Raw genomic sequence first — 17596 nt, 5'->3', positions numbered from 1 at the left:
CAGTATTTTGATTAAGAGAGGTGATTCCATGACTCAAGTTGAAGCGGTTAGAAAGCTGTGGCAACGCACCGTGGACAAAAACAAGCACTATAAACCGCTGATGAAAGTTCACCTGGAACTGGTTGAGACACTGGAGGCCTATGCGCCTCCACCCCTCTCCTCTTCTTCTGTTCCAGAGGATGAAATGAACGAGAAGCTATCCCAAGGTGTCCCTTTTCTGAACGGATGGGAAGACACCATCGATTCTACTTCCGCACAGCGTTTGTTCACAGCATTATGCAGATGGTCCGGACTGGGAAAAGCTAAAAACCAGTTTAAACGGGCCGCCATGCACCTGACGGGACAGGACATCGAAAATTTGTTGTGTGCCTTCTTAGAAGGAAACGAGGAAGAAGTGGCCCGTTTTGCTGCTGCCTATCAACTGCCCCTGGATGTTCTGATTATTGTGCTGCGTTACAGTTTGCTGCCCACCTTAAACCGCTACAGTGAACACATATTAAACAGTGGCCTGTTTGATGACGAAAAATGGATGCGGCCCTACTGTCCTGTCTGCGGTGACCGGCACGGACTGGCCGAGTTTAGAGGGGACGAGCGGATCCGCCATTTCCGTTGCCTCTCGTGCGCCGCCGATTGGAAATACTGGCGTATCGGCTGCCCCTACTGTGAGAACAGGGATCACGAACAGCTTCACAGCTGGTTTTTCCAAGAAGAAACCGGGCACTATCAGCTGGACGTGTGTGAGCGTTGTCACGGTTATGTCAAAGGGGTTAACAAAATCGAACGCTCTTCGATTCCGGTACTGCTCTTTGACGATTTTCTTACCACATCCCTTGACTATCTGGCCCAGGAAAAAGGGTTTCATCTGGGAGCAGGTGACAAACTGCTCGTACATTAACTCGCATCACAGAAGGAAGGTCGTAGACCAATGGCACCGGTCAAACAAACTGAGGATATTTCGATGTCAACGCTGGATCATTTAATGGAGTTGCGCAGACGCATCATTGCCGTATTGATCGCTTTTGTCATCGCTTTGTTTTGCGGCTTCTTCTTCTCCATGAAGGTCGTCGAATTGATAAAAAACGATCCTGTGGCCCAGCATGTGCCCTGGAACGTCTTTAAAATCACCGATGCTTTCCGTGTGTACGTCCAAGTGTCCTTTGTACTCAGCTTGATCATGACCATTCCCTTTACGATGTATCAAATATATGCCTTTGTCCGGCCGGGCCTCACCCCTGCTGAAAGGCGTGCGGTCTATTACCTGATTCCACTGGCTGCGCTGCTCTTGGTGGCTGGATTGATGTTCAGCTACTGCCTGCTGTTCCCCTTTGTTCTGCATTTTATGGGAACCATTACGGAAGCAATGGGCGCTCAAGAGATGTACGGTATTCAGGAGTATTTTGCCTTTCTGTTTCGTATTGTCATGCCGGTCACTCTCTTGTTTCAGCTCCCTGTGCTGGTCATTTTCTTAACACGCTTAGGGCTGATTAATCCCCAGATGCTCAAGAAGGCCAGAAAAGTGTCGTATTTTATCATGGCTGTTCTGTCGGCGGTCATGACGCCGCCTGATTTCATCTCACAGATTCTTGTCTTAATTCCGCTGTTTATTCTGTTTGAGCTCAGCGTTTCTCTGTCTCAGTTTATTTATAACAGGGTGCAGAAACAGAGGGAAAGCCGGATGATGGCGGAGCAAATTTAGCAATTGAATGGACACGCAAAGCAAAGAAAAAACCCCTATAATGAAAAAGAGATAGTCATGAAAAAAGAGGGTTAGTGACCTTTGTCCTAACCCCTTTCCTTTGTCTCCTCGGTTTCTTGCTTCGATTTTGTTGGTGCTTCCTGCTCCAGCATACCGTTTACCGTGGTTTTAAATTCACGAATCGTTTTCCCTGCCGCCCGCCCCAGTTCAGGCAGTTTGTGCGGGCCAAACACGATCAAAGCAATCACCAAAATAATCAGTAACTCTGGAAAACCGATATTGGACAGCATGTCCGTGAGCCCCCTTCACCTCCATAAATACTCTACATCACACAATAAATCTGCTAACGTTCCGTTTTATTACTATGATTATGTTCTGTGAGTCTAATCATGCTCATCAAAACAGTAGCAGTTCTCACATGTAATCACCAGCCAAATTATATTATCAAGCCAGTCATGCTTATTCCTCCCTCTTCATATGCATGTACAGAGGGGGGACAACCGGGATGGTGATGAAAGATCTGGTCATACCACTGGCCGCTGGACTGGCTATTTTTTTATTTGGCATGCAAGTGATGCGCATTGGTTTTGAGCATTTATTTTTGGAACGAGCCAAACATCTCCTCGCCATGCTAACCCGCACCCCGCTGACTGGACTTTTGACCGGAACAGTGTCCACAGCCATTTTGCAAAGCTCAAGTGCCGTCTTACTGTTGGTGATTGGCTTAACCCATGCCCGCCTGATGACCTTTCGGCAAACCATCGGCGTAATCCTCGGTGCCAATATTGGCACAGTGGTAACAACAGAGCTGTTAGCCATCAATGTAAGCGAACTCGGAGTTTATTTTTTTATTGTTGGTTCTATTCTCTTTTTGTGTTCCTGGCCGGCCCTGCGCGCTGCAGGCATGGTGATCGGAGGCTTTGGATTGCTTTTTTTAGGGATGGAAACGATGCAAAGTATCGCTTCGTTTTTAGAGGGCGCGGGGTGGATGGAGAGGGTATACCGGTGGGGACAGGAAGGGGCTTTAAGCGGTATTGTGGCCGGCATGCTGCTCACCGCTGTGATTCAAAGCAGTACAGCCACAACGGCCATTACCATGAATTTGATCTATGAACAACTGATCTCCCTGCCGCTGGCCATTGCCATCGTGCTGGGCAGCAACATTGGCACCTGCGTCACAGCCCTCTTGGGAAGCATGGCCACCAATCTGGCTGGCCGTCAGGTTGCCGTGGCCCACGTTCTGCTTAATGTCCTGGGCGTACTCCTGTTTATTCCCCTCATTCCCATGCTGGCCGCTATCGTAGAGTCATTGACCGACAATCCCATGCTCCAAGTGGCTCACGCCCAAACCCTTTTTAACGTGTTGTGCTCCCTTTTGGCCTTGCCTTTTGTCACTGTTTTTGAACGCTTGGTGTTTTTAGTGACACAAAAGGAATAATACATCGAAAGCGATATGACTCTCAAAAATTATCTTATATAAAAACGGTTCATCCCTGATCCAAACAGGGTATGAACCGTTTTATTCTGTATCATCTTAGCTACTGCTAATACTGGCCGCTACTGTCTGCTTTAGCACCGCTAACAATAGCAACCCCGGCACTGGCTCCAAGGCGGGTGGCGCCCGCTTCAATCATAGCCACTGCCTTCTCATAGTCCCTGATCCCGCCGGAAGCTTTCACTTCAAGGGTTTCTCCTACTGTCTTTTTCATCAGCTGCACATCTTCCACTGTGGCGCCCCCTCCGGCAAATCCGGTTGACGTTTTAACAAAGTCGGCACCGGCCCGTTGGCTGAGCTGACAAGCGATGATTTTTTCCTCATCTGTTAATAGAGCTGTTTCAATAATCACTTTGACCAGGGCCTTGCCTTGGGCTGCCTCTACCACGGCTTTAATATCTTGTTCCACCACATTATGCTGGCCGGACTTTAAGGCACCGATATTGAGCACCATATCCACTTCCTGAGCCCCATCGGCAATGGCTTGTGCCGTTTCGGCCGCTTTGATGACTGAGGTATTGGCACCCAGGGGAAATCCGATCACGGTACACACTTTGACATTGGTGCCTTTCAACTGTTCAGCACATCTTTTGACCCAGGTGGGATTGACACAGACGGAAGCAAATTGGTATTGGCGGGCTTCTTCACACAGCTTGTCAATCTGCTCCTGGGTGGCTTCTGGCTTTAACAAGGTATGGTCAATATAAGCAGCCAACTGATTTGCTTGCATACGCTTCCTCCTCTTATCCAAGATAGGATTCCAAATATGTATAGGCTTGTTTAAACACATCATCGTTATTATGATATCCTTTTTCCTGCTGCGCTTGCCAGGCGCTGTGCAGGTCCAGCCAAAATACTTTGTTAATCTCTTCCAGTTGCGGCTCCACTTCACCGCTTTTGGCTTTGACCAGATAGTACATCACTTCTTTATCTATGTGTCCGCGCTTAGGGTCCGTATAGGTATAATACACTTTGGCCAGGGGTTTTATTATTTCCCCTTTGATTCCCGTCTCTTCCTCAATTTCCCTTAGTGCGGTTTGCTCCAGTGTCTCCCCTTCTTCTTGTTTGCCCTTGGGAATGGTCAGCCGATGATAGCGGTCTTCAATCAGCAGCACTTTGATTTTAGATCCTTCTTGTTTAAACACCACGCCTCCAGCAGATATTTCCTTCATCAGTCATTTCAGCTCCTCTGTTGAAAAATGAAAACAGAAAATAAGAGAGGGGTCCGTTGCCGGTCCGGCACGCAGCAACGGACTTGACTGTCAAACAGTTTTGACTTTGTCGCTTTTAACGTCGAATGACAAGATAACGTTTACCAACAAATAACAACCTTGAGGAAGTCTGTCAGGCGGTGACAACGCGCCCTCCTGTGGATTGGGCAACAACGGAACCAAGGTTGTAAGGATAACCAGCTTGGTCAATTTGCACTTTGACCAGTTGCCCCATCATGCTCACGTCACCTTTGAAAACCACTTTAAGGTAGTTATCTGTGTAGCCGACAAGAAGATCTGAATCCTGCTGTTCGTTGTAGTGTTGTTCCGGAATCACATCCAGAATATCCCCTTCAAATTGGGAGGCATATTCTTTGGACAGCTGTTCAGACAGGGCAATCAGGCGCTGTACCCGTTCCTGCTTCACATCCGGATCGACCTGGTCTTTCATGCGGGCTGCTGGAGTGCCTGTTCGTGGTGAGTAAGGAAAAACGTGCAGCTCGGCAAAGTGTAAATCCCGGATAAAGTGGTAAGTGTTCATAAACTGCTCTTCCGTTTCACCTGGAAAACCGACAATCACATCACTGGTCAGGGCAAAGTTGGGCAAGGCTTTGCGCACTTCTTCGATTTTGGCTTTAAATTCAGCCGTCGTATACTTGCGGCGCATCCGTTTCAGCACCGTATCGTCGCCGGCTTGCAGGGGAATATGCAAGTGGCGGCATACTTTTGTGGAACGTTGCAGCACATCAATCACATCGTCGGTAATCTGGCTGGCTTCAATGGAGCTGATGCGCAGACGTTCCAAACCTTTCACTTGTTCCAAATCCCATAACAGCTGGGCAAAGCTGTAATCTTCCAAGTCCTCACCGTAACCGGCTGTGTGGATGCCGGTTAAGACGATTTCTTTGTAACCGGAAGCCACCAGCTTGCGGGCCTGGCTAAGCACGTTGTCCGGCTTGCGGGAACGCAACAAGCCCCGGGCCCAGGGAATAATACAGAAGGTGCAGAAGTTGTTGCATCCTTCTTGAATTTTGAGATAAGCACGGGTCCGTTCACTGAACGTGGGCACATCCAGTTCTTCATAGGTTCGTGTTTTCATAATGTTGCCCACCGCGTTGATCGGTTCCCTTTCCCGGCGGTACTGTTCGATATAGTCTATAATCTTGGCACGGCCTTGTGTGCCAATCACAATATCAACGCCCTCGATAGCCATCACTTCTTTGGGTGACGTTTGGGCATAGCAGCCAGTCACACAAATGACGGCATCGGGATTTTGGCGGATGGCCCGGCGAATCACTTGGCGGGACTTTCTGTCTCCCGTATTGGTCACTGTACAGGTGTTAATCACATACACATCGGCCATTTGGTCAAAATCGACTTTTTCATAGCCGGCTTCTTTAAATATTTGCCAGATCGCTTCCGTTTCATAGTAGTTCACTTTGCAGCCCAAGGTATGAAATGCAACCGTTGCCATGTTTTCAACCTCCCATCTGTTCAAAATAAAAAGAAATGGCCGCTAACACATACTGTGAGGCGGTCTCCGTCCGTAATATTCTCCGGCCCAGAGAAATAGGCGTAAACCCGTATTGTTTTAAAAAGTTAATTTCATCCCTGGAAAAGCCGCCTTCAGGTCCAATGGCTACGACAAGATGTTTTTGTTCCTGTAGGTGGTCCAAAGCTTGCACAAAAGTGGAAGGTAATGGAGGTTTGGTGCTTTGTTCTTCATCAGCCACAAGTTTCACATCTGCCTTCAGACGGGCCAGCTTATCTATAGTGATAATCGGACTGAGCTGGGGCAAATATTGTCTGTTAGACTGCTCAGCCGCTTCTTTAATGATCCTTTGCCACCGTTCCCTTTTCTTCACGGCTTTTTTCTGATCATATTTCACAATGGTGCGTTCGGACACAAACGGAACAAAGCGGGCAGCGCCCAGTTCAGTCCCTTTCTGCAAAACCCATTCCATCTTGTCTCCTTTGGGCAGCCCTTGGGCAATCGTCACCTGAACAGGCAATTCCCGCTTTTCATTCAGTTCCTGAACAATGTCACCATACACCGCATGAGTGTCCAAACGGGTCAATTCGGCCACAACGGTGCGACCGCACCCATCGCAGCAGATCACCCGGTCTCCAGGGGACAAACGCATGACGCGCAGCACATGGTGGGCGTCTTGCCCGGTAATCATACACTGGTTTTGAGTGATCTGTTCAGGTGGCAAAAAGTAACGCTGCATAGCCATACCCCTTGTTCAACATGATCAAAACGGGCGTTTTATCAATGTCCTGTCTTGTCAACAGGCTGCTTCTATCTTACTCTTTTTTGGCGATAAACGCTACCCAATCTTCCATGAAAACTGTTTCCACAATGGTAAATCCATGGGAAACCAGCGCCTCTTCTACTTCTTGTTTCTTCTGGGAGATAATCCCTGATGTGATGAAATAGCCACCGCGGCGGAGCCGGTCATAAGCATCTGTAATGAAGCGCAGGATCACCTCAGCGAGGATATTGGCCACAATAATGTCTGCCACTTGATCAATGTGATCGAGCAAATTATTTTGTTTCACTTTGACCTGGCTGGCTACGCCATTCACCTTGACGTTTTCACGGCTCACCTTGACAGCCAGCTCGTCAATATCAAGGGCCAGCACCTGTTCCGCGCCCAGCTTGACGGCAGCGATGCTGAGCACGCCGGAACCGCAGCCCACATCAATCACTTGGTCACCGTGGTGCAAATATTTTTCCAACGCTCTAATGCACAAAACGGTGGTGGGATGAGTACCGGTGCCGAAAGCCATTCCCGGATCCAGTTCAATCACTTGTTCCTCTTCTGTTTCCGGCTGATAATCTTCCCAGGTGGGGGTGATGGTGATTTTGTCTGAGATGCGTACAGGTTTGTAGTACTTTTTCCAAGCATGGGCCCAGTCTTCTTCGTGCACTTCGGTTAAGGTAATGGTTCCCCGGCCCAGTTTGATGTCATGCAACAACAAACTGTTCAGGGCCGTCTTAATTTCTTCCACCGTTTCACCCAAAAAGCTGTTCATGGGAAAATAGGCCTTCAGGATCACCCCTTCTTCCGGATAATCTTCCGGGTTGAGTTCAACCAGGTACTGCTCTCCTTCAGCCTGCTTCTGCCATGCCTGCCGCTGTAAATCTTCCGCGTCTTCAATGACAACCCCACTTGCTCCGGCTTCATGTAAAATGTTGGCCACCGCCTCAATCGCTTCCTGAGTGGTGTGGACACTCACTTCTGCCCATTTTGTCATGCTCATTCTCCTCGAATCGCTTTTTTCACCCGTTCAAAAAAACCTTCCGATTGTTCTTCCGGTATTTGATCCCCACTGATGGCCGCAAACTCTCTGAGTAATTCTTTCTGGCGCTCGGTCAGTGAAGTGGGTGTAACCACCTTCACCTTTACATGCTGATCCCCTTCTCTTCTGCCCCGGTTGGCCGGCACCCCTTTGCCTCTGATGCGGAAATAAGTGCCGCTTTGGGTTCCGGCCGGAATTTTCAGCTTCACCCGTCCGGTCAGGGTAGGCACTTCAATCTCATCGCCCAGGGCAGCCTGCACAAAGGTGATCGGCATTTCACAGTAGATATCCTGGCCGTCCCGTTCAAAGAACTCATGTTTTCTGACCCTGAGCAGAATATACAGGTCTCCCGGAGGGCCTCCATTTACGCCGGGCTCACCTTGGCCGGCCACGCGTACCTGTGTGCCATGATCCACCCCAGGCGGAATATGAACGGGAATGGTTTTGTGCCGTTTAACCTTCCCTGTTCCCCGGCAGGTAGGACATTTGTGGTGAATGACGGTCCCTTTCCCTTGACAAGCCATACACACACGGCGATTGACAATGCGGCCGAACGGCGTGTTTTGCACCTGTTCTTGCTGGCCGGTTCCATGGCAAACAGAGCAGGTTTCCGGCTTGGTACCCGGTTTGGCTCCTGAACCGTGACAGGTGTCACATGTCTCTTCTTTGGGGATGCGGATCTCCTTCTTCGTCCCAAAAACCGCTTCTGTGAAATCAATGGTCAAGGTATATTCCAGATCTGCTCCCCGTCTCGGAGCGTTGGGATTGCGGCGGCTTCCTCCCCCGAAAAACATATCAAAAATATCTTCAAACCCGCCAAAGTCCTGGCCACCAAAACCGCCAAAGCCGCCGCCGCCCTGCTGGGAGCCCTGTCCCACACCGGCATGGCCGAACTGATCATACTGGGCCCTTTTTTGGCTGTCACTCAGCACATCATACGCCTCTTTAACCTCTTTAAATTTTTGTTCAGCATCTGGAGATTTGTTCACATCCGGATGGTATTTGCGCGCCAGCTTGCGGTATGCCTTTTTAATTTCATCCGTACTTGCATCCCTGCTGACGCCAAGCACCTCGTAATAGTCCCGTTTGCTCATGCGTTATGCACACTCCCGACTCTTATCCATAAAATTTATCATAACATGTTGCGCAAAAAAGTCAAAGCCTGTATGCGGCTTTGACTTTAAATTTGTGTGTCTGCTGGTGGTACTAAGCAGATCCAATGTTAATCATTCTTTTTATCATTGACATCTTCATATTCGGCATCAACCACATTATCCCGCTCTTTTTTCTCTCCAGCTTGCTGGTTGCCAGCCTCACCTTGGGCCTGCTGAGCCGCTTGTTGAACCTGTTCATACAGTTTGACAGAGAGCTGCTGTACCACTTCCTGCAACTCGTCCTTCGCTTTTTTAATCTCCTCTATATTGTTGCCATCCAGGGCCTTTTTCAGCTTGTCTTTGGCTTCATTGGCTTTGTCCACTTCCGCTTGGTCCACTTTGTCGCCCAGATCTTTTAACGTTTTCTCCACGGTGTGGATTAAGGCTTCTGCCTCGTTGCGGGTTTCAGCCGCTTCACGTTTCTTCTTGTCTGCCTCCGCATTTTCCTCGGCCTCTTTAACCATGCGCTGAATCTCTTCTTCTGACAATCCGCTGGAAGATTTGATGGTGATTTTTTGTTCCTTGCCTGTTCCCAGATCTTTGGCCGAGACGTTGACAATACCATTGGCATCAATGTCAAAAGTGACCTCTATTTGCGGCACACCGCGCGGTGCAGGAGGAATATCGGTCAACTGGAAGCGGCCCAATGTTTTGTTGTCTGCTGCCATTTCCCGCTCCCCTTGCAGAACGTGGATGTCAACAGCCGTTTGGTTATCGGCAGCTGTAGAGAAAATCTGGGACTTGCTGGTAGGAATGGTGGTGTTGCGTTCGATCAGCTTGGTGAATACCCCGCCCAAAGTTTCGATACCAAGAGACAAGGGGGTGACGTCCAGCAAGACCACGTCTTTCACATCACCGGTCAACACACCGGCTTGAACAGCAGCGCCCAAGGCCACTACTTCGTCAGGGTTAATCCCTTTGTGCGGCTCTTTGCCGGTCAATTTTTTAATAGCTTCTTGAACAGCCGGAATACGGGTAGATCCACCAACCAGTACCACTTTGTCAATATCGCTGGGCTCAAGACCTGCATCTTTCAATGCCTGGCGGGTAGGACCCAGTGTCCGCTCTATCAGATGCTCGCTTAATTCTTCAAACTTGGCCCGGGTCAGCGTTTCTTCCAGGTGTTTTGGTCCGGTGGCATCTGCTGTGATAAAGGGCAGTGAAATGGTGGTTGAGGTGACACCGGACAGATCTTTTTTGGCCTTTTCAGCTGCATCTTTTAAACGCTGCAAAGCCATTTTATCCTGGCTAAGATCGATGCCAGTATCTTTTTTGAACTTGTCAATCAGGTAATCGATGATTACCTGGTCAAAGTCATCTCCACCCAGCTGGTTATCTCCGCTGGTGGCTTTGACTTCAAAGAAACCGTCGCCCAGTTCCAGAATGGAGACGTCAAACGTTCCCCCACCAAGGTCATAGACCAGGATGGTTTGGTCTTCTTCTTTTTCCAATCCATAGGCAAGAGCTGCAGCGGTCGGCTCGTTAACAATGCGCAGCACCTCCAGACCGGCGATGCGGCCGGCATCCTTGGTGGCCTGGCGCTGGGAGTCGTTGAAGTAAGCTGGCACGGTAATAACCGCTTTCTCTACCTTTTCACCGAGATAAGCCTCGGCATCGGCTTTCAGCTTTTGCAAAATCATGGCTGAAATTTCTTGGGGCGTATATTCTTTACCATCAATGTTCACCTTGTAATCGCTGCCCATGTGACGCTTGATGGAGATCACGGTTTTTTCTGGATTGGTGATGGCTTGCCGTTTGGCCACCTCACCGATCAGGCGCTCATCATCTTTAAAAGCAACCACAGACGGGGTTGTGCGCCCTCCTTCTGCGTTAGGGATAACGACGGGCTCGCCTCCTTCCATCACAGCCACACAAGAGTTGGTTGTCCCTAAGTCAATTCCGATCACTTTGCTCATTTTTCCTTCCTCCTTTGGTATCTATGTTTTGACTGATGTTGGGGATATTTATGATAACCCTTCGAGCATATGGGAAGCGGTCCTGTTATTGGCTGACTTTAACCATCGCAGGCCGGATCACTTTGTCTTTCAGCTTGTATCCTTTTTGTAATTCTTCCACGACGATGCCGGAGTCATGGTCCTCGCTTTCCACTTGCATCACAGCTTCATGAACGTGAGGATCAAAGGGTTTGCCCACTGCTTCAATCTCCTCCAGTCCCTGTTCAGTCAGCACTTGCTGTACTTGTTTGAAGACCATCTCCACTCCTTTCATCAGGGACTCGGCATCTTGGGTGGATTGGCCGGCAGCCAAAGCCCGTTCAAAATTATCCAACACGGGAAGCAACTGCTCAATCACAGGCAAAGCAGCGTACTTTTGCAGGTCTTCTTTCTCTTTGCGGGTCCGTTTGCGGAAGTTATCAAAATCGGCTTGAGCACGCAAATAACGCTGATAATATTCTTCCGCTTTTTCCTGGGCCTCCTGTAATTGAGCCTCTAATTCCTCCATGGACAGTTCACTCGTTCCTTCTTCCAACTGTTCGTCAGCTGGCGTTTCTTGAGCACTATGTGCATGCTCTTCCTGTTGGGCTTGCTGTTCTGCCTCCGCTTGCTGCTTTTGTTCTGTTGGCGTGATGTTCTCCTTGCCTGTCACGCCGGACACCTCCTTCTCATTGACCCAGGAGAGGGGCTAAAGTCACCACTTTAGCCCCTGACACCCAGCTGTCTATTTTTTCTTTTGTTTCCACTAATAGCCTTTTTCATACAAGCGATCAAGATAATAGCTCAGGTCTTGCGTCAAATAATGCAGAATGGAAACCACTTTTTTATACTCCATGCGAGTCGGTCCCAAAATATTGAGAGAACCCACAGGTTTTCCGCCGATGGAGTATGAAGCCGTAATAATGCTGCAATCGGCAAAGGCTTCATCCAGATTCTCCTGCCCGATCAGCACCTGAACCCCTGTTTTGGTCTTAGTTGCAGCCAGAATACCTTGAATACGGTCATGCTGCTCCAGAAGTTCAAACAACTCCCGCACCTTTTCCACATCCCTGAACTCAGGCTGGGAAAAGATATGAGTGGTGCCTTTTAAGAAGACGCGGTCCTCCTTATCACCGAGCAGCGTTTGCTCCAGCACTTTCATGACAGCTTCATACTGTTTGATATGCTTTTTCAACTCCCGTGCAATCTCAGAGTAAAGGCGTTCCCTGAACTGATAGAGAGGCACCCCTCTCAATTTATGATTGAGCAGGTTGACCAGTTTCTCCATTTCTGTCAAAGAGATCTCATCCGGTACTGACAAGGTGCGGTGCTCCACATGCCCAGTATCTGTGACAATAATGGCCACTGCGCTACCCTCGGAAATGGGCACCAGCTGGATATGCTTCAAGGCAGCGTCAAAAAACTCAGGCCCCAAAACAATGGCTGTATAATTGGTCAGTTTGGACAGAACAGATGCTGTCTGCTGGATCACCTGTTCAAATTCCATAAACCGTTCCGTGTATAAGCGGCGTATTTTGCGAATCACATCCACAGATAATTGCTCAGGCTCCATCAGGTGATCTACATAGAACCTATAACCTTTATGGGATGGAATACGGCCTGCTGATGTATGGGGCTGGGTTAAATAGCCCATTTCTTCCAAATCAGCCATCTCATTACGGATCGTGGCAGGTGAAAAGTTCACACCTTCCCGCTTGGCAATAGTACGTGAACCCACCGGTTCTGCCAAACGGACATAATCATCCACCACAAGGCGGAGAATCAGCTTCTGACGTTCTGTTAACATGATGTTTCACCACCTATTAGCACTCTGCTTACATGAGTGCTAAAACTAATAAAAACATACCAAACAGGCGCTTAAATGTCAATGCATCCCGATGAAAGCGGCAAACACTTCATTGCCCAAGAACAGACCTTTTTCCGTCAGCCAGTATCGTTCCCCGTCGGTCGTGATCAGGCCTTTGGCCTGTAGCTGGTCCAATTGACGCCCAAAGTGGTCTTCCAGCTTAAGCCCATACCGCTCCCGGAATACGAGCCTGGAGACGCCTTCTTTTGTCCTTAAACCCATGATCATCATGTCTTCCATCGCTTCCTGCTTGGAAACAGGGTGAACTTCTACACGGGGCAGTCCCTCTCTGGCTACTTTTTCAATATATTCATGAACTGGACCAGCATTCACATGGCGCACGCCTTGTACATAGCCGTGGGCTCCTGCTCCCAAACCATAGTATTCCTCATTGCGCCAATAGGTTAAGTTATGACGGCTTTCATAACCAGTATAGGCAAAGTTGCTGATCTCGTAGTGAGCATAACCAGATTCTGTCATACGCTTAATTAACAATTCATACATAGTCGCTTCTTCATCCTCTGGCGGGAGGTGGAACTTATTCTGCTCATGCAGACGGTGAAAGTGGGTGCCTGGCTCAATCTTTAAGCTGTAAGCGGATAGATGAGGAACATCAAGCTTCAATGCTTGTTCCACATCTTCCCGGAACATGTCCACGCTTTGGCCAGGCAACCCAAACATTAAATCGATTGACAAATTGTTAAAACCCTGTTTTCTGGCCAGGGCCAGGGATTGATGGACATCTTCAGTCGTATGGATCCGGCCCAGTTTTTTAAGCAGCCCGCGGTCAAAGGATTGGACGCCAAAGGAAAGGCGGTTGACGCCCCCTTCCTTCATCACTTGCAATAAGTCCTCATTCACTGTACCTGGATTGGCTTCCACCGTAAATTCAACACAAGGGGCCTGTGGCTGCACATACCGGGCCACTGCCTCCAGGAAAAAACGCATTTGCTCCGGATTTAATGCGGTTGGGGTCCCTCCTCCTACAAAGATGGTCCGGATTTCCTGAGGAGGATGTTGTTCGAATGTCAGGTTCATCTCCTGTACCAACGCCTCTAAATAATGCCATACCGGCTGGCCCTTCAGAACATATTTGTTAAAGTCACAGTAAGGGCAAATATGCTGGCAAAAGGGGATATGAATATATACGGACCGAGCCATTTTCATCACTACCTTTTGGGTCGTCCTATTTAAAAAGAGAAAAGACCTCCCTGTCTCTTGAGCAAACAGAGAGGTATTCATTGATAAAAACTACAGTTCCAGAAGTGCCAGGTATCTGAAGATATGAGACGGCGCCTATTTTTTGTCCTGGCCTTGATCCATTTGCAGCACAGCCATAAACGCTTCCTGGGGAATCTCCACGTTACCGACGGCTTTCATCCGCTTTTTACCTTCTTTTTGTTTCTCTAACAGTTTCCGTTTACGGGTTACGTCACCGCCGTAGCACTTGGCCAGCACATTTTTGCGCAGGGCCCGGATCGTTTCCCGGGCGATGATTTTGTGGCCGATAGCCGCCTGAATGGGAATCTCAAACATTTGCCGGGGAATCAGTTCCTTCAGCTTTTCCGCCAGCGCTTTGCCGCGGTGATAAGCTTGGTCGCGATGCACAATGACGGACAAAGCATCCACCCGTTCCCCGTTGATCAGAATGTCCATCTTCACCAGGTCGGACGGTTTGTAGCCGGATAACTCATAATCAAAGGAAGCATACCCTTTGGTGCTGGATTTCAATTGGTCAAAGAAATCATAGACGATTTCAGCCAGCGGCATGTCATACTCAATGTTGACCCGCTTCTCGTCCATGTATTGCATATCTTTAAAAATGCCCCTTTTCTTCTGGCACAATTCCATCACAGCACCCACATACTCATTAGGCACCATAATCGTTGCTTTCACATAGGGTTCTTCAATGCGGTCAATCTTTTGCCGTTCAGGCATTAAGCTGGGATTGTCAATGCGGATCTCTTCCCCGTCCGTCTTGTACACCTTGTAGATGACGTTAGGAGCTGTGGTGATGAGAGGAATCTTAAACTCCCGTTCAATCCGCTCCTGAATGATCTCCATGTGCAACAGACCCAGGAATCCGCAGCGGAAGCCAAAGCCCAAAGCTTGGGATGATTCCGCTTCCCACTGCAGAGAGGCGTCGTTTAACTGCAGTTTTTCCAACGCCTCGCGCAAATTGTTGTAATCGGCGGAGTCCACCGGATACATGCCGCAGAATACCATCGGATTCACTTTACGGTAACCGGGCAGCGGTTCTTGAGCCGGATTGTTGGCATCCGTAATGGTGTCACCCACCCGCGTATCGCCCACGCTTTTAATGGAGGCAGCCATAAAACCCACATCACCGACGGTTAACTCCTCCACTTTGGCCGGATGGGGACAAAAAGTACCCACTTCAGTCACTTCAAACACTTTGCCAGTGGCCATCATTTTGATCTTCATACCCGGCCGGATCACGCCGTCCACCACACGGATGTAGGTGATCACTCCCCGGTAAGGATCATACAACGAGTCAAAAATAAGGGCTTTCAAGGGAGCCTCAGGATCACCTGACGGCGGAGGCACTTTCTCCACGATTTGTTCCAGTATCTCATCGATCCCAATGCCCTCCTTGGCCGAAGCCAGTACCGCCTCGCTGGCATCCAGGCCGATCACATCTTCAATTTCTTGCTTGACCCGCTCCGGTTCAGCACTGGGGAGGTCGATTTTGTTAATCACCGGCAGGATCTCCAGGTCATTATCCAAAGCCAAATACACATTGGCCAGGGTTTGGGCTTCAATCCCCTGGGCTGCATCCACCACCAGCAGCGCCCCTTCACAAGCGGCCAGACTGCGGGACACTTCATAAGTGAAATCGACGTGTCCAGGGGTGTCTATCAAATGAAAAATATATTCTTCTCCGCTTTTGGCTGTATAGTTCAAACGGACGGCATTTAATTTAATAGTAATGCCCCGTTCCCGTTCCAGGTCCATTTGATCCAGGTACTGTTCCTGCAATTCTCGTTCGGTTAAAGCCCCCGTCTTCTCCAAAATGCGGTCAGCCAGTGTGGATTTCCCGTGGTCAATATGAGCAATAATGGAGAAGTTACGGATTTTTTGTTGCCGTTGTTTGCGCTGTTCATGGTTCATCATGTTCACTCCTACACATTTGGCGAATCAAAAGTCGAACAATGGAGTTATTATGCACTAAATTTGATTATAGCAGATGGGCTAGGTAAAGAAAACTGGTGAGAAAAGGTCAAAAAGGATACAGATGAAAACAGAAACCATATATAAGACTGTGGGTTCCATGCAAGCAAGAATGCCCAGGCGTATATTTCAGTATTTTAAGTTTAACCAATAAGTATAATAAAAGGATTCACTGGCATGCTCATCATAGGTAAAATGGTTTTCAAGCTTCACATAAAAAGGTTTGCTCACCTCATGGACAGGGACCCTAGTAACCGTTCCCTTCCCTTCTGGCTCGTAAATGGAATAGTCATATTGTTGATGTTTAGCCTTCATTTTCACATCTCGAACAATTGCCCTTGACTTATACCTCCCCACAATATCGTCGGCAGCAGCCGGAATAAAGTCGAAAACCTCCAAAGTAGGCTCGTCCTCCAGTCTATTGTTCCAGAGCTCAACAGTGCCATAGGTCAGCTTAATCTCAGGATCAATTGTAAACAGAGCAGCCATGACCTCACTTATCACCACTTGAGTGGAACGTTCAGCCAAAGTAAAAGACAGACTCCCCCGGTCATATTTAAGGGTCAACTGCTCCTCAACTTCCACCTGCAAGGAGAGCTTGCTTTCTTGCACCAGTTCATAAGAATCTGAATCAAATTCTACTTTAAAGATAGGGCCTTGAACTTCAATGGCTGACATGCCCCGCTGCCTACCTTCTTCACAATCATTTCCATCGGTTTCCCTGATTATTGGCTCACTGATAACTTCTGTCTGCGTCAGATACACTTTGCGCGGTTGTACGGTTTCTTCTTCGATTATCACAGACACGCTGCCTTTGACAAGGTCCACATACCATTGCCACCACTGCCGGTAAACATAAAGCACATAAAAAGCATCCCTTGTTAAATATGCCTCAGGTTCTTGGTGATCTGCCAGATATGAAAGCTGCGCCAAAAGGACTTCATGTTTCTTTTCGTCGAGTTGGTTTAGCTCACTTTCCTCTCCATTATAAGCAGCATAAGTGAGGCCTTCTAGTGCATGAACGAGAGCCGTCGGTTCTTCCTGGCCTTGTGCAGAATAAAGCGGGGTAGAAACCCATACCTTCTTTGGCATAGTATATTGGGCAACACTTATTATAATAATCAATAATCCCATTAAATAAAGAATGCCAATAATAAGTCTTTTCATCACTCATCTCCCTATAACAGTACAATCCACATGCTTTATAAGTTAGTTTACACGATAGCCTGCCTCCCTTTCCAGACGCAAACAAAAAAGCATCTCCGTCGTGGAGATGCCTGTATAAAAATGGAAAATGCCTTTAAAACACTTTGTCCAGTAGCCGCGCAAACGACTCTGCCCCCTTCCGGGACAGGCTGTACACCAAATTACCCAACTTGGTGCCCAACTTGCTGTAGCGGTTGTGATGATGCAAATCCTCCCATTTCTCCTGTTTCTCTTCTAAATCCTGAATGGAAAAGTGTTCGCCAACTACCCCAACCTCTACCTCTTCACCATCAATCCGCTTAATATACACTTCAGGCTCTTTATCCTCTTCTTCTGCCTTACTCTCATCTGTTTGCTCCTCTGACTCTTTTGCCTCCTGTGCTGCTTGTCCCGAAGCTGCGTTAAAGGAGGGTGTGCCTAACACAGACAGAATGCCGTGTTCCGCCTGCTGTATGCCTAACAGGATCCCGAACAATAAGGTGCATATTAAAAGCAGCACTTTTACCATAAACCGGGCCATCGGTGTCCATCCTTT

Annotated in this window: 17 protein-coding genes; 3 read left to right on the top strand and 14 right to left on the bottom strand. The window is 48.5% G+C overall.

The window, feature by feature from the left end:
- Window positions 1-28: 28 nt before the first annotated feature.
- Both J2S00_RS11865 and tatC read left to right on the top strand, forming a co-directional pair.
- Complete coding sequence (locus tag J2S00_RS11865; RefSeq protein ID WP_307339874.1) at window positions 29-895, top strand: formate dehydrogenase accessory protein FdhE; 867 nt, start codon at window positions 29-31, stop codon at window positions 893-895.
- A gap of 30 nt (window positions 896-925) precedes the next feature.
- Window positions 926-1696 (top strand): twin-arginine translocase subunit TatC, encoded by a 771-nt coding sequence (tatC, locus tag J2S00_RS11860; RefSeq protein WP_307339872.1) that lies wholly within the window; start codon window positions 926-928, stop codon window positions 1694-1696.
- Window positions 1697-1782: 86 nt separating this feature from the next.
- Here the strand turns inward: tatC and tatA are convergent, their stop codons facing one another.
- On the bottom strand, window positions 1783-1986 hold the full coding sequence (gene tatA / locus J2S00_RS11855; RefSeq protein WP_307339870.1) for a twin-arginine translocase TatA/TatE family subunit: 204 nt from the start codon (window positions 1984-1986) through the stop codon (window positions 1783-1785).
- Between the two features lie 215 nt (window positions 1987-2201).
- Here tatA and J2S00_RS11850 point away from each other — a divergent pair, with 215 nt between their 5' ends.
- Window positions 2202-3134, top strand: a complete 933-nt coding sequence (locus tag J2S00_RS11850) for a Na/Pi cotransporter family protein (RefSeq protein ID WP_307339867.1) — start codon at window positions 2202-2204, stop codon at window positions 3132-3134.
- Window positions 3135-3240: 106 nt separating this feature from the next.
- On the opposite strand, the gene deoC is transcribed toward J2S00_RS11850, so the two are convergent.
- The 13 genes from deoC to J2S00_RS11785 form a co-directional block, all read right to left on the bottom strand.
- Entirely contained in the window at window positions 3241-3921 is a 681-nt protein-coding gene (gene deoC / locus J2S00_RS11845) for a deoxyribose-phosphate aldolase (protein WP_307339863.1), read from the bottom strand.
- Between the two features lie 13 nt (window positions 3922-3934).
- The gene (locus tag J2S00_RS11840; protein ID WP_307339861.1) at window positions 3935-4363 is read right to left on the bottom strand and encodes an NUDIX hydrolase; all 429 of its coding nucleotides are present in this window, start codon (window positions 4361-4363) and stop codon (window positions 3935-3937) included.
- Between the two features lie 172 nt (window positions 4364-4535).
- Window positions 4536-5876, bottom strand: coding sequence for a tRNA (N(6)-L-threonylcarbamoyladenosine(37)-C(2))-methylthiotransferase MtaB (gene mtaB / locus J2S00_RS11835; protein WP_307339858.1), 1341 nt, complete (start codon window positions 5874-5876; stop codon window positions 4536-4538).
- Between the two features lie 4 nt (window positions 5877-5880).
- A complete protein-coding gene (locus J2S00_RS11830) occupies window positions 5881-6633 on the bottom strand; it encodes a 16S rRNA (uracil(1498)-N(3))-methyltransferase (RefSeq protein WP_307339855.1) in 753 nt (250 codons plus the stop codon).
- A gap of 76 nt (window positions 6634-6709) precedes the next feature.
- Window positions 6710-7669 carry a 50S ribosomal protein L11 methyltransferase gene (prmA, locus tag J2S00_RS11825; RefSeq protein WP_307339852.1) on the bottom strand — a complete coding sequence of 320 codons (960 nt, stop codon included), beginning with the start codon at window positions 7667-7669 and terminating at the stop codon, window positions 6710-6712.
- Window positions 7666-8802 carry a molecular chaperone DnaJ gene (gene dnaJ / locus J2S00_RS11820; protein ID WP_307339850.1) on the bottom strand — a complete coding sequence of 379 codons (1137 nt, stop codon included), beginning with the start codon at window positions 8800-8802 and terminating at the stop codon, window positions 7666-7668. Before dnaJ ends, prmA begins: the two co-directional genes overlap by 4 nt.
- A 128-nt stretch (window positions 8803-8930) precedes the next feature.
- Window positions 8931-10778 (bottom strand): molecular chaperone DnaK, encoded by a 1848-nt coding sequence (gene dnaK / locus J2S00_RS11815; RefSeq protein ID WP_307339849.1) that lies wholly within the window; start codon window positions 10776-10778, stop codon window positions 8931-8933.
- Window positions 10779-10863: 85 nt separating this feature from the next.
- Window positions 10864-11469, bottom strand: a complete 606-nt coding sequence (grpE, locus tag J2S00_RS11810) for a nucleotide exchange factor GrpE (protein ID WP_307339847.1) — start codon at window positions 11467-11469, stop codon at window positions 10864-10866.
- Window positions 11470-11562: 93 nt separating this feature from the next.
- Complete coding sequence (gene hrcA / locus J2S00_RS11805) at window positions 11563-12603, bottom strand: heat-inducible transcriptional repressor HrcA (RefSeq protein WP_307339845.1); 1041 nt, start codon at window positions 12601-12603, stop codon at window positions 11563-11565.
- 78 nt (window positions 12604-12681) lie between these two features.
- On the bottom strand, window positions 12682-13824 hold the full coding sequence (gene hemW, locus J2S00_RS11800; RefSeq protein WP_307339843.1) for a radical SAM family heme chaperone HemW: 1143 nt from the start codon (window positions 13822-13824) through the stop codon (window positions 12682-12684).
- Between the two features lie 135 nt (window positions 13825-13959).
- A complete protein-coding gene (lepA, locus tag J2S00_RS11795; RefSeq protein WP_370875870.1) occupies window positions 13960-15795 on the bottom strand; it encodes a translation elongation factor 4 in 1836 nt (611 codons plus the stop codon).
- 189 nt (window positions 15796-15984) lie between these two features.
- Entirely contained in the window at window positions 15985-17022 is a 1038-nt protein-coding gene (locus J2S00_RS11790) for a hypothetical protein (RefSeq protein ID WP_307339837.1), read from the bottom strand.
- Window positions 17023-17155: 133 nt separating this feature from the next.
- On the bottom strand, window positions 17156-17581 hold the full coding sequence (locus tag J2S00_RS11785) for a DUF3679 domain-containing protein (RefSeq protein WP_307339834.1): 426 nt from the start codon (window positions 17579-17581) through the stop codon (window positions 17156-17158).
- Window positions 17582-17596: the final 15 nt, after the last annotated feature.

Source organism: Caldalkalibacillus uzonensis (genome assembly GCF_030814135.1).
Classification (GTDB): Bacteria; Bacillota; Bacilli; order Caldalkalibacillales; family Caldalkalibacillaceae; genus Caldalkalibacillus; species Caldalkalibacillus uzonensis.
This window is presented reverse-complemented; position numbering and strand designations above follow the sequence as displayed.

Coding starts and splice junctions, on each gene's coding strand:
- hrcA (WP_307339845.1), bottom strand. CDS start 12,603: ATGTTAACAGAACGTCAGAAGCTGATTCTCCGCCTTGTGGTGGATGAT.
- J2S00_RS11790 (WP_307339837.1), bottom strand. CDS start 17,022: ATGAAAAGACTTATTATTGGCATTCTTTATTTAATGGGATTATTGATT.
- prmA (WP_307339852.1), bottom strand. CDS start 7,669: ATGAGCATGACAAAATGGGCAGAAGTGAGTGTCCACACCACTCAGGAA.
- J2S00_RS11830 (WP_307339855.1), bottom strand. CDS start 6,633: ATGCAGCGTTACTTTTTGCCACCTGAACAGATCACTCAAAACCAGTGT.
- deoC (WP_307339863.1), bottom strand. CDS start 3,921: ATGCAAGCAAATCAGTTGGCTGCTTATATTGACCATACCTTGTTAAAG.
- hemW (WP_307339843.1), bottom strand. CDS start 13,824: ATGGCTCGGTCCGTATATATTCATATCCCCTTTTGCCAGCATATTTGC.
- dnaJ (WP_307339850.1), bottom strand. CDS start 8,802: ATGAGCAAACGGGACTATTACGAGGTGCTTGGCGTCAGCAGGGATGCA.
- J2S00_RS11840 (WP_307339861.1), bottom strand. CDS start 4,363: ATGAAGGAAATATCTGCTGGAGGCGTGGTGTTTAAACAAGAAGGATCT.
- J2S00_RS11785 (WP_307339834.1), bottom strand. CDS start 17,581: ATGGCCCGGTTTATGGTAAAAGTGCTGCTTTTAATATGCACCTTATTG.
- lepA (WP_370875870.1), bottom strand. CDS start 15,795: ATGAACCATGAACAGCGCAAACAACGGCAACAAAAAATCCGTAACTTC.
- J2S00_RS11865 (WP_307339874.1), top strand. CDS start 29: ATGACTCAAGTTGAAGCGGTTAGAAAGCTGTGGCAACGCACCGTGGAC.
- dnaK (WP_307339849.1), bottom strand. CDS start 10,778: ATGAGCAAAGTGATCGGAATTGACTTAGGGACAACCAACTCTTGTGTG.
- tatC (WP_307339872.1), top strand. CDS start 926: ATGGCACCGGTCAAACAAACTGAGGATATTTCGATGTCAACGCTGGAT.
- mtaB (WP_307339858.1), bottom strand. CDS start 5,876: ATGGCAACGGTTGCATTTCATACCTTGGGCTGCAAAGTGAACTACTAT.
- tatA (WP_307339870.1), bottom strand. CDS start 1,986: ATGCTGTCCAATATCGGTTTTCCAGAGTTACTGATTATTTTGGTGATT.
- J2S00_RS11850 (WP_307339867.1), top strand. CDS start 2,202: ATGGTGATGAAAGATCTGGTCATACCACTGGCCGCTGGACTGGCTATT.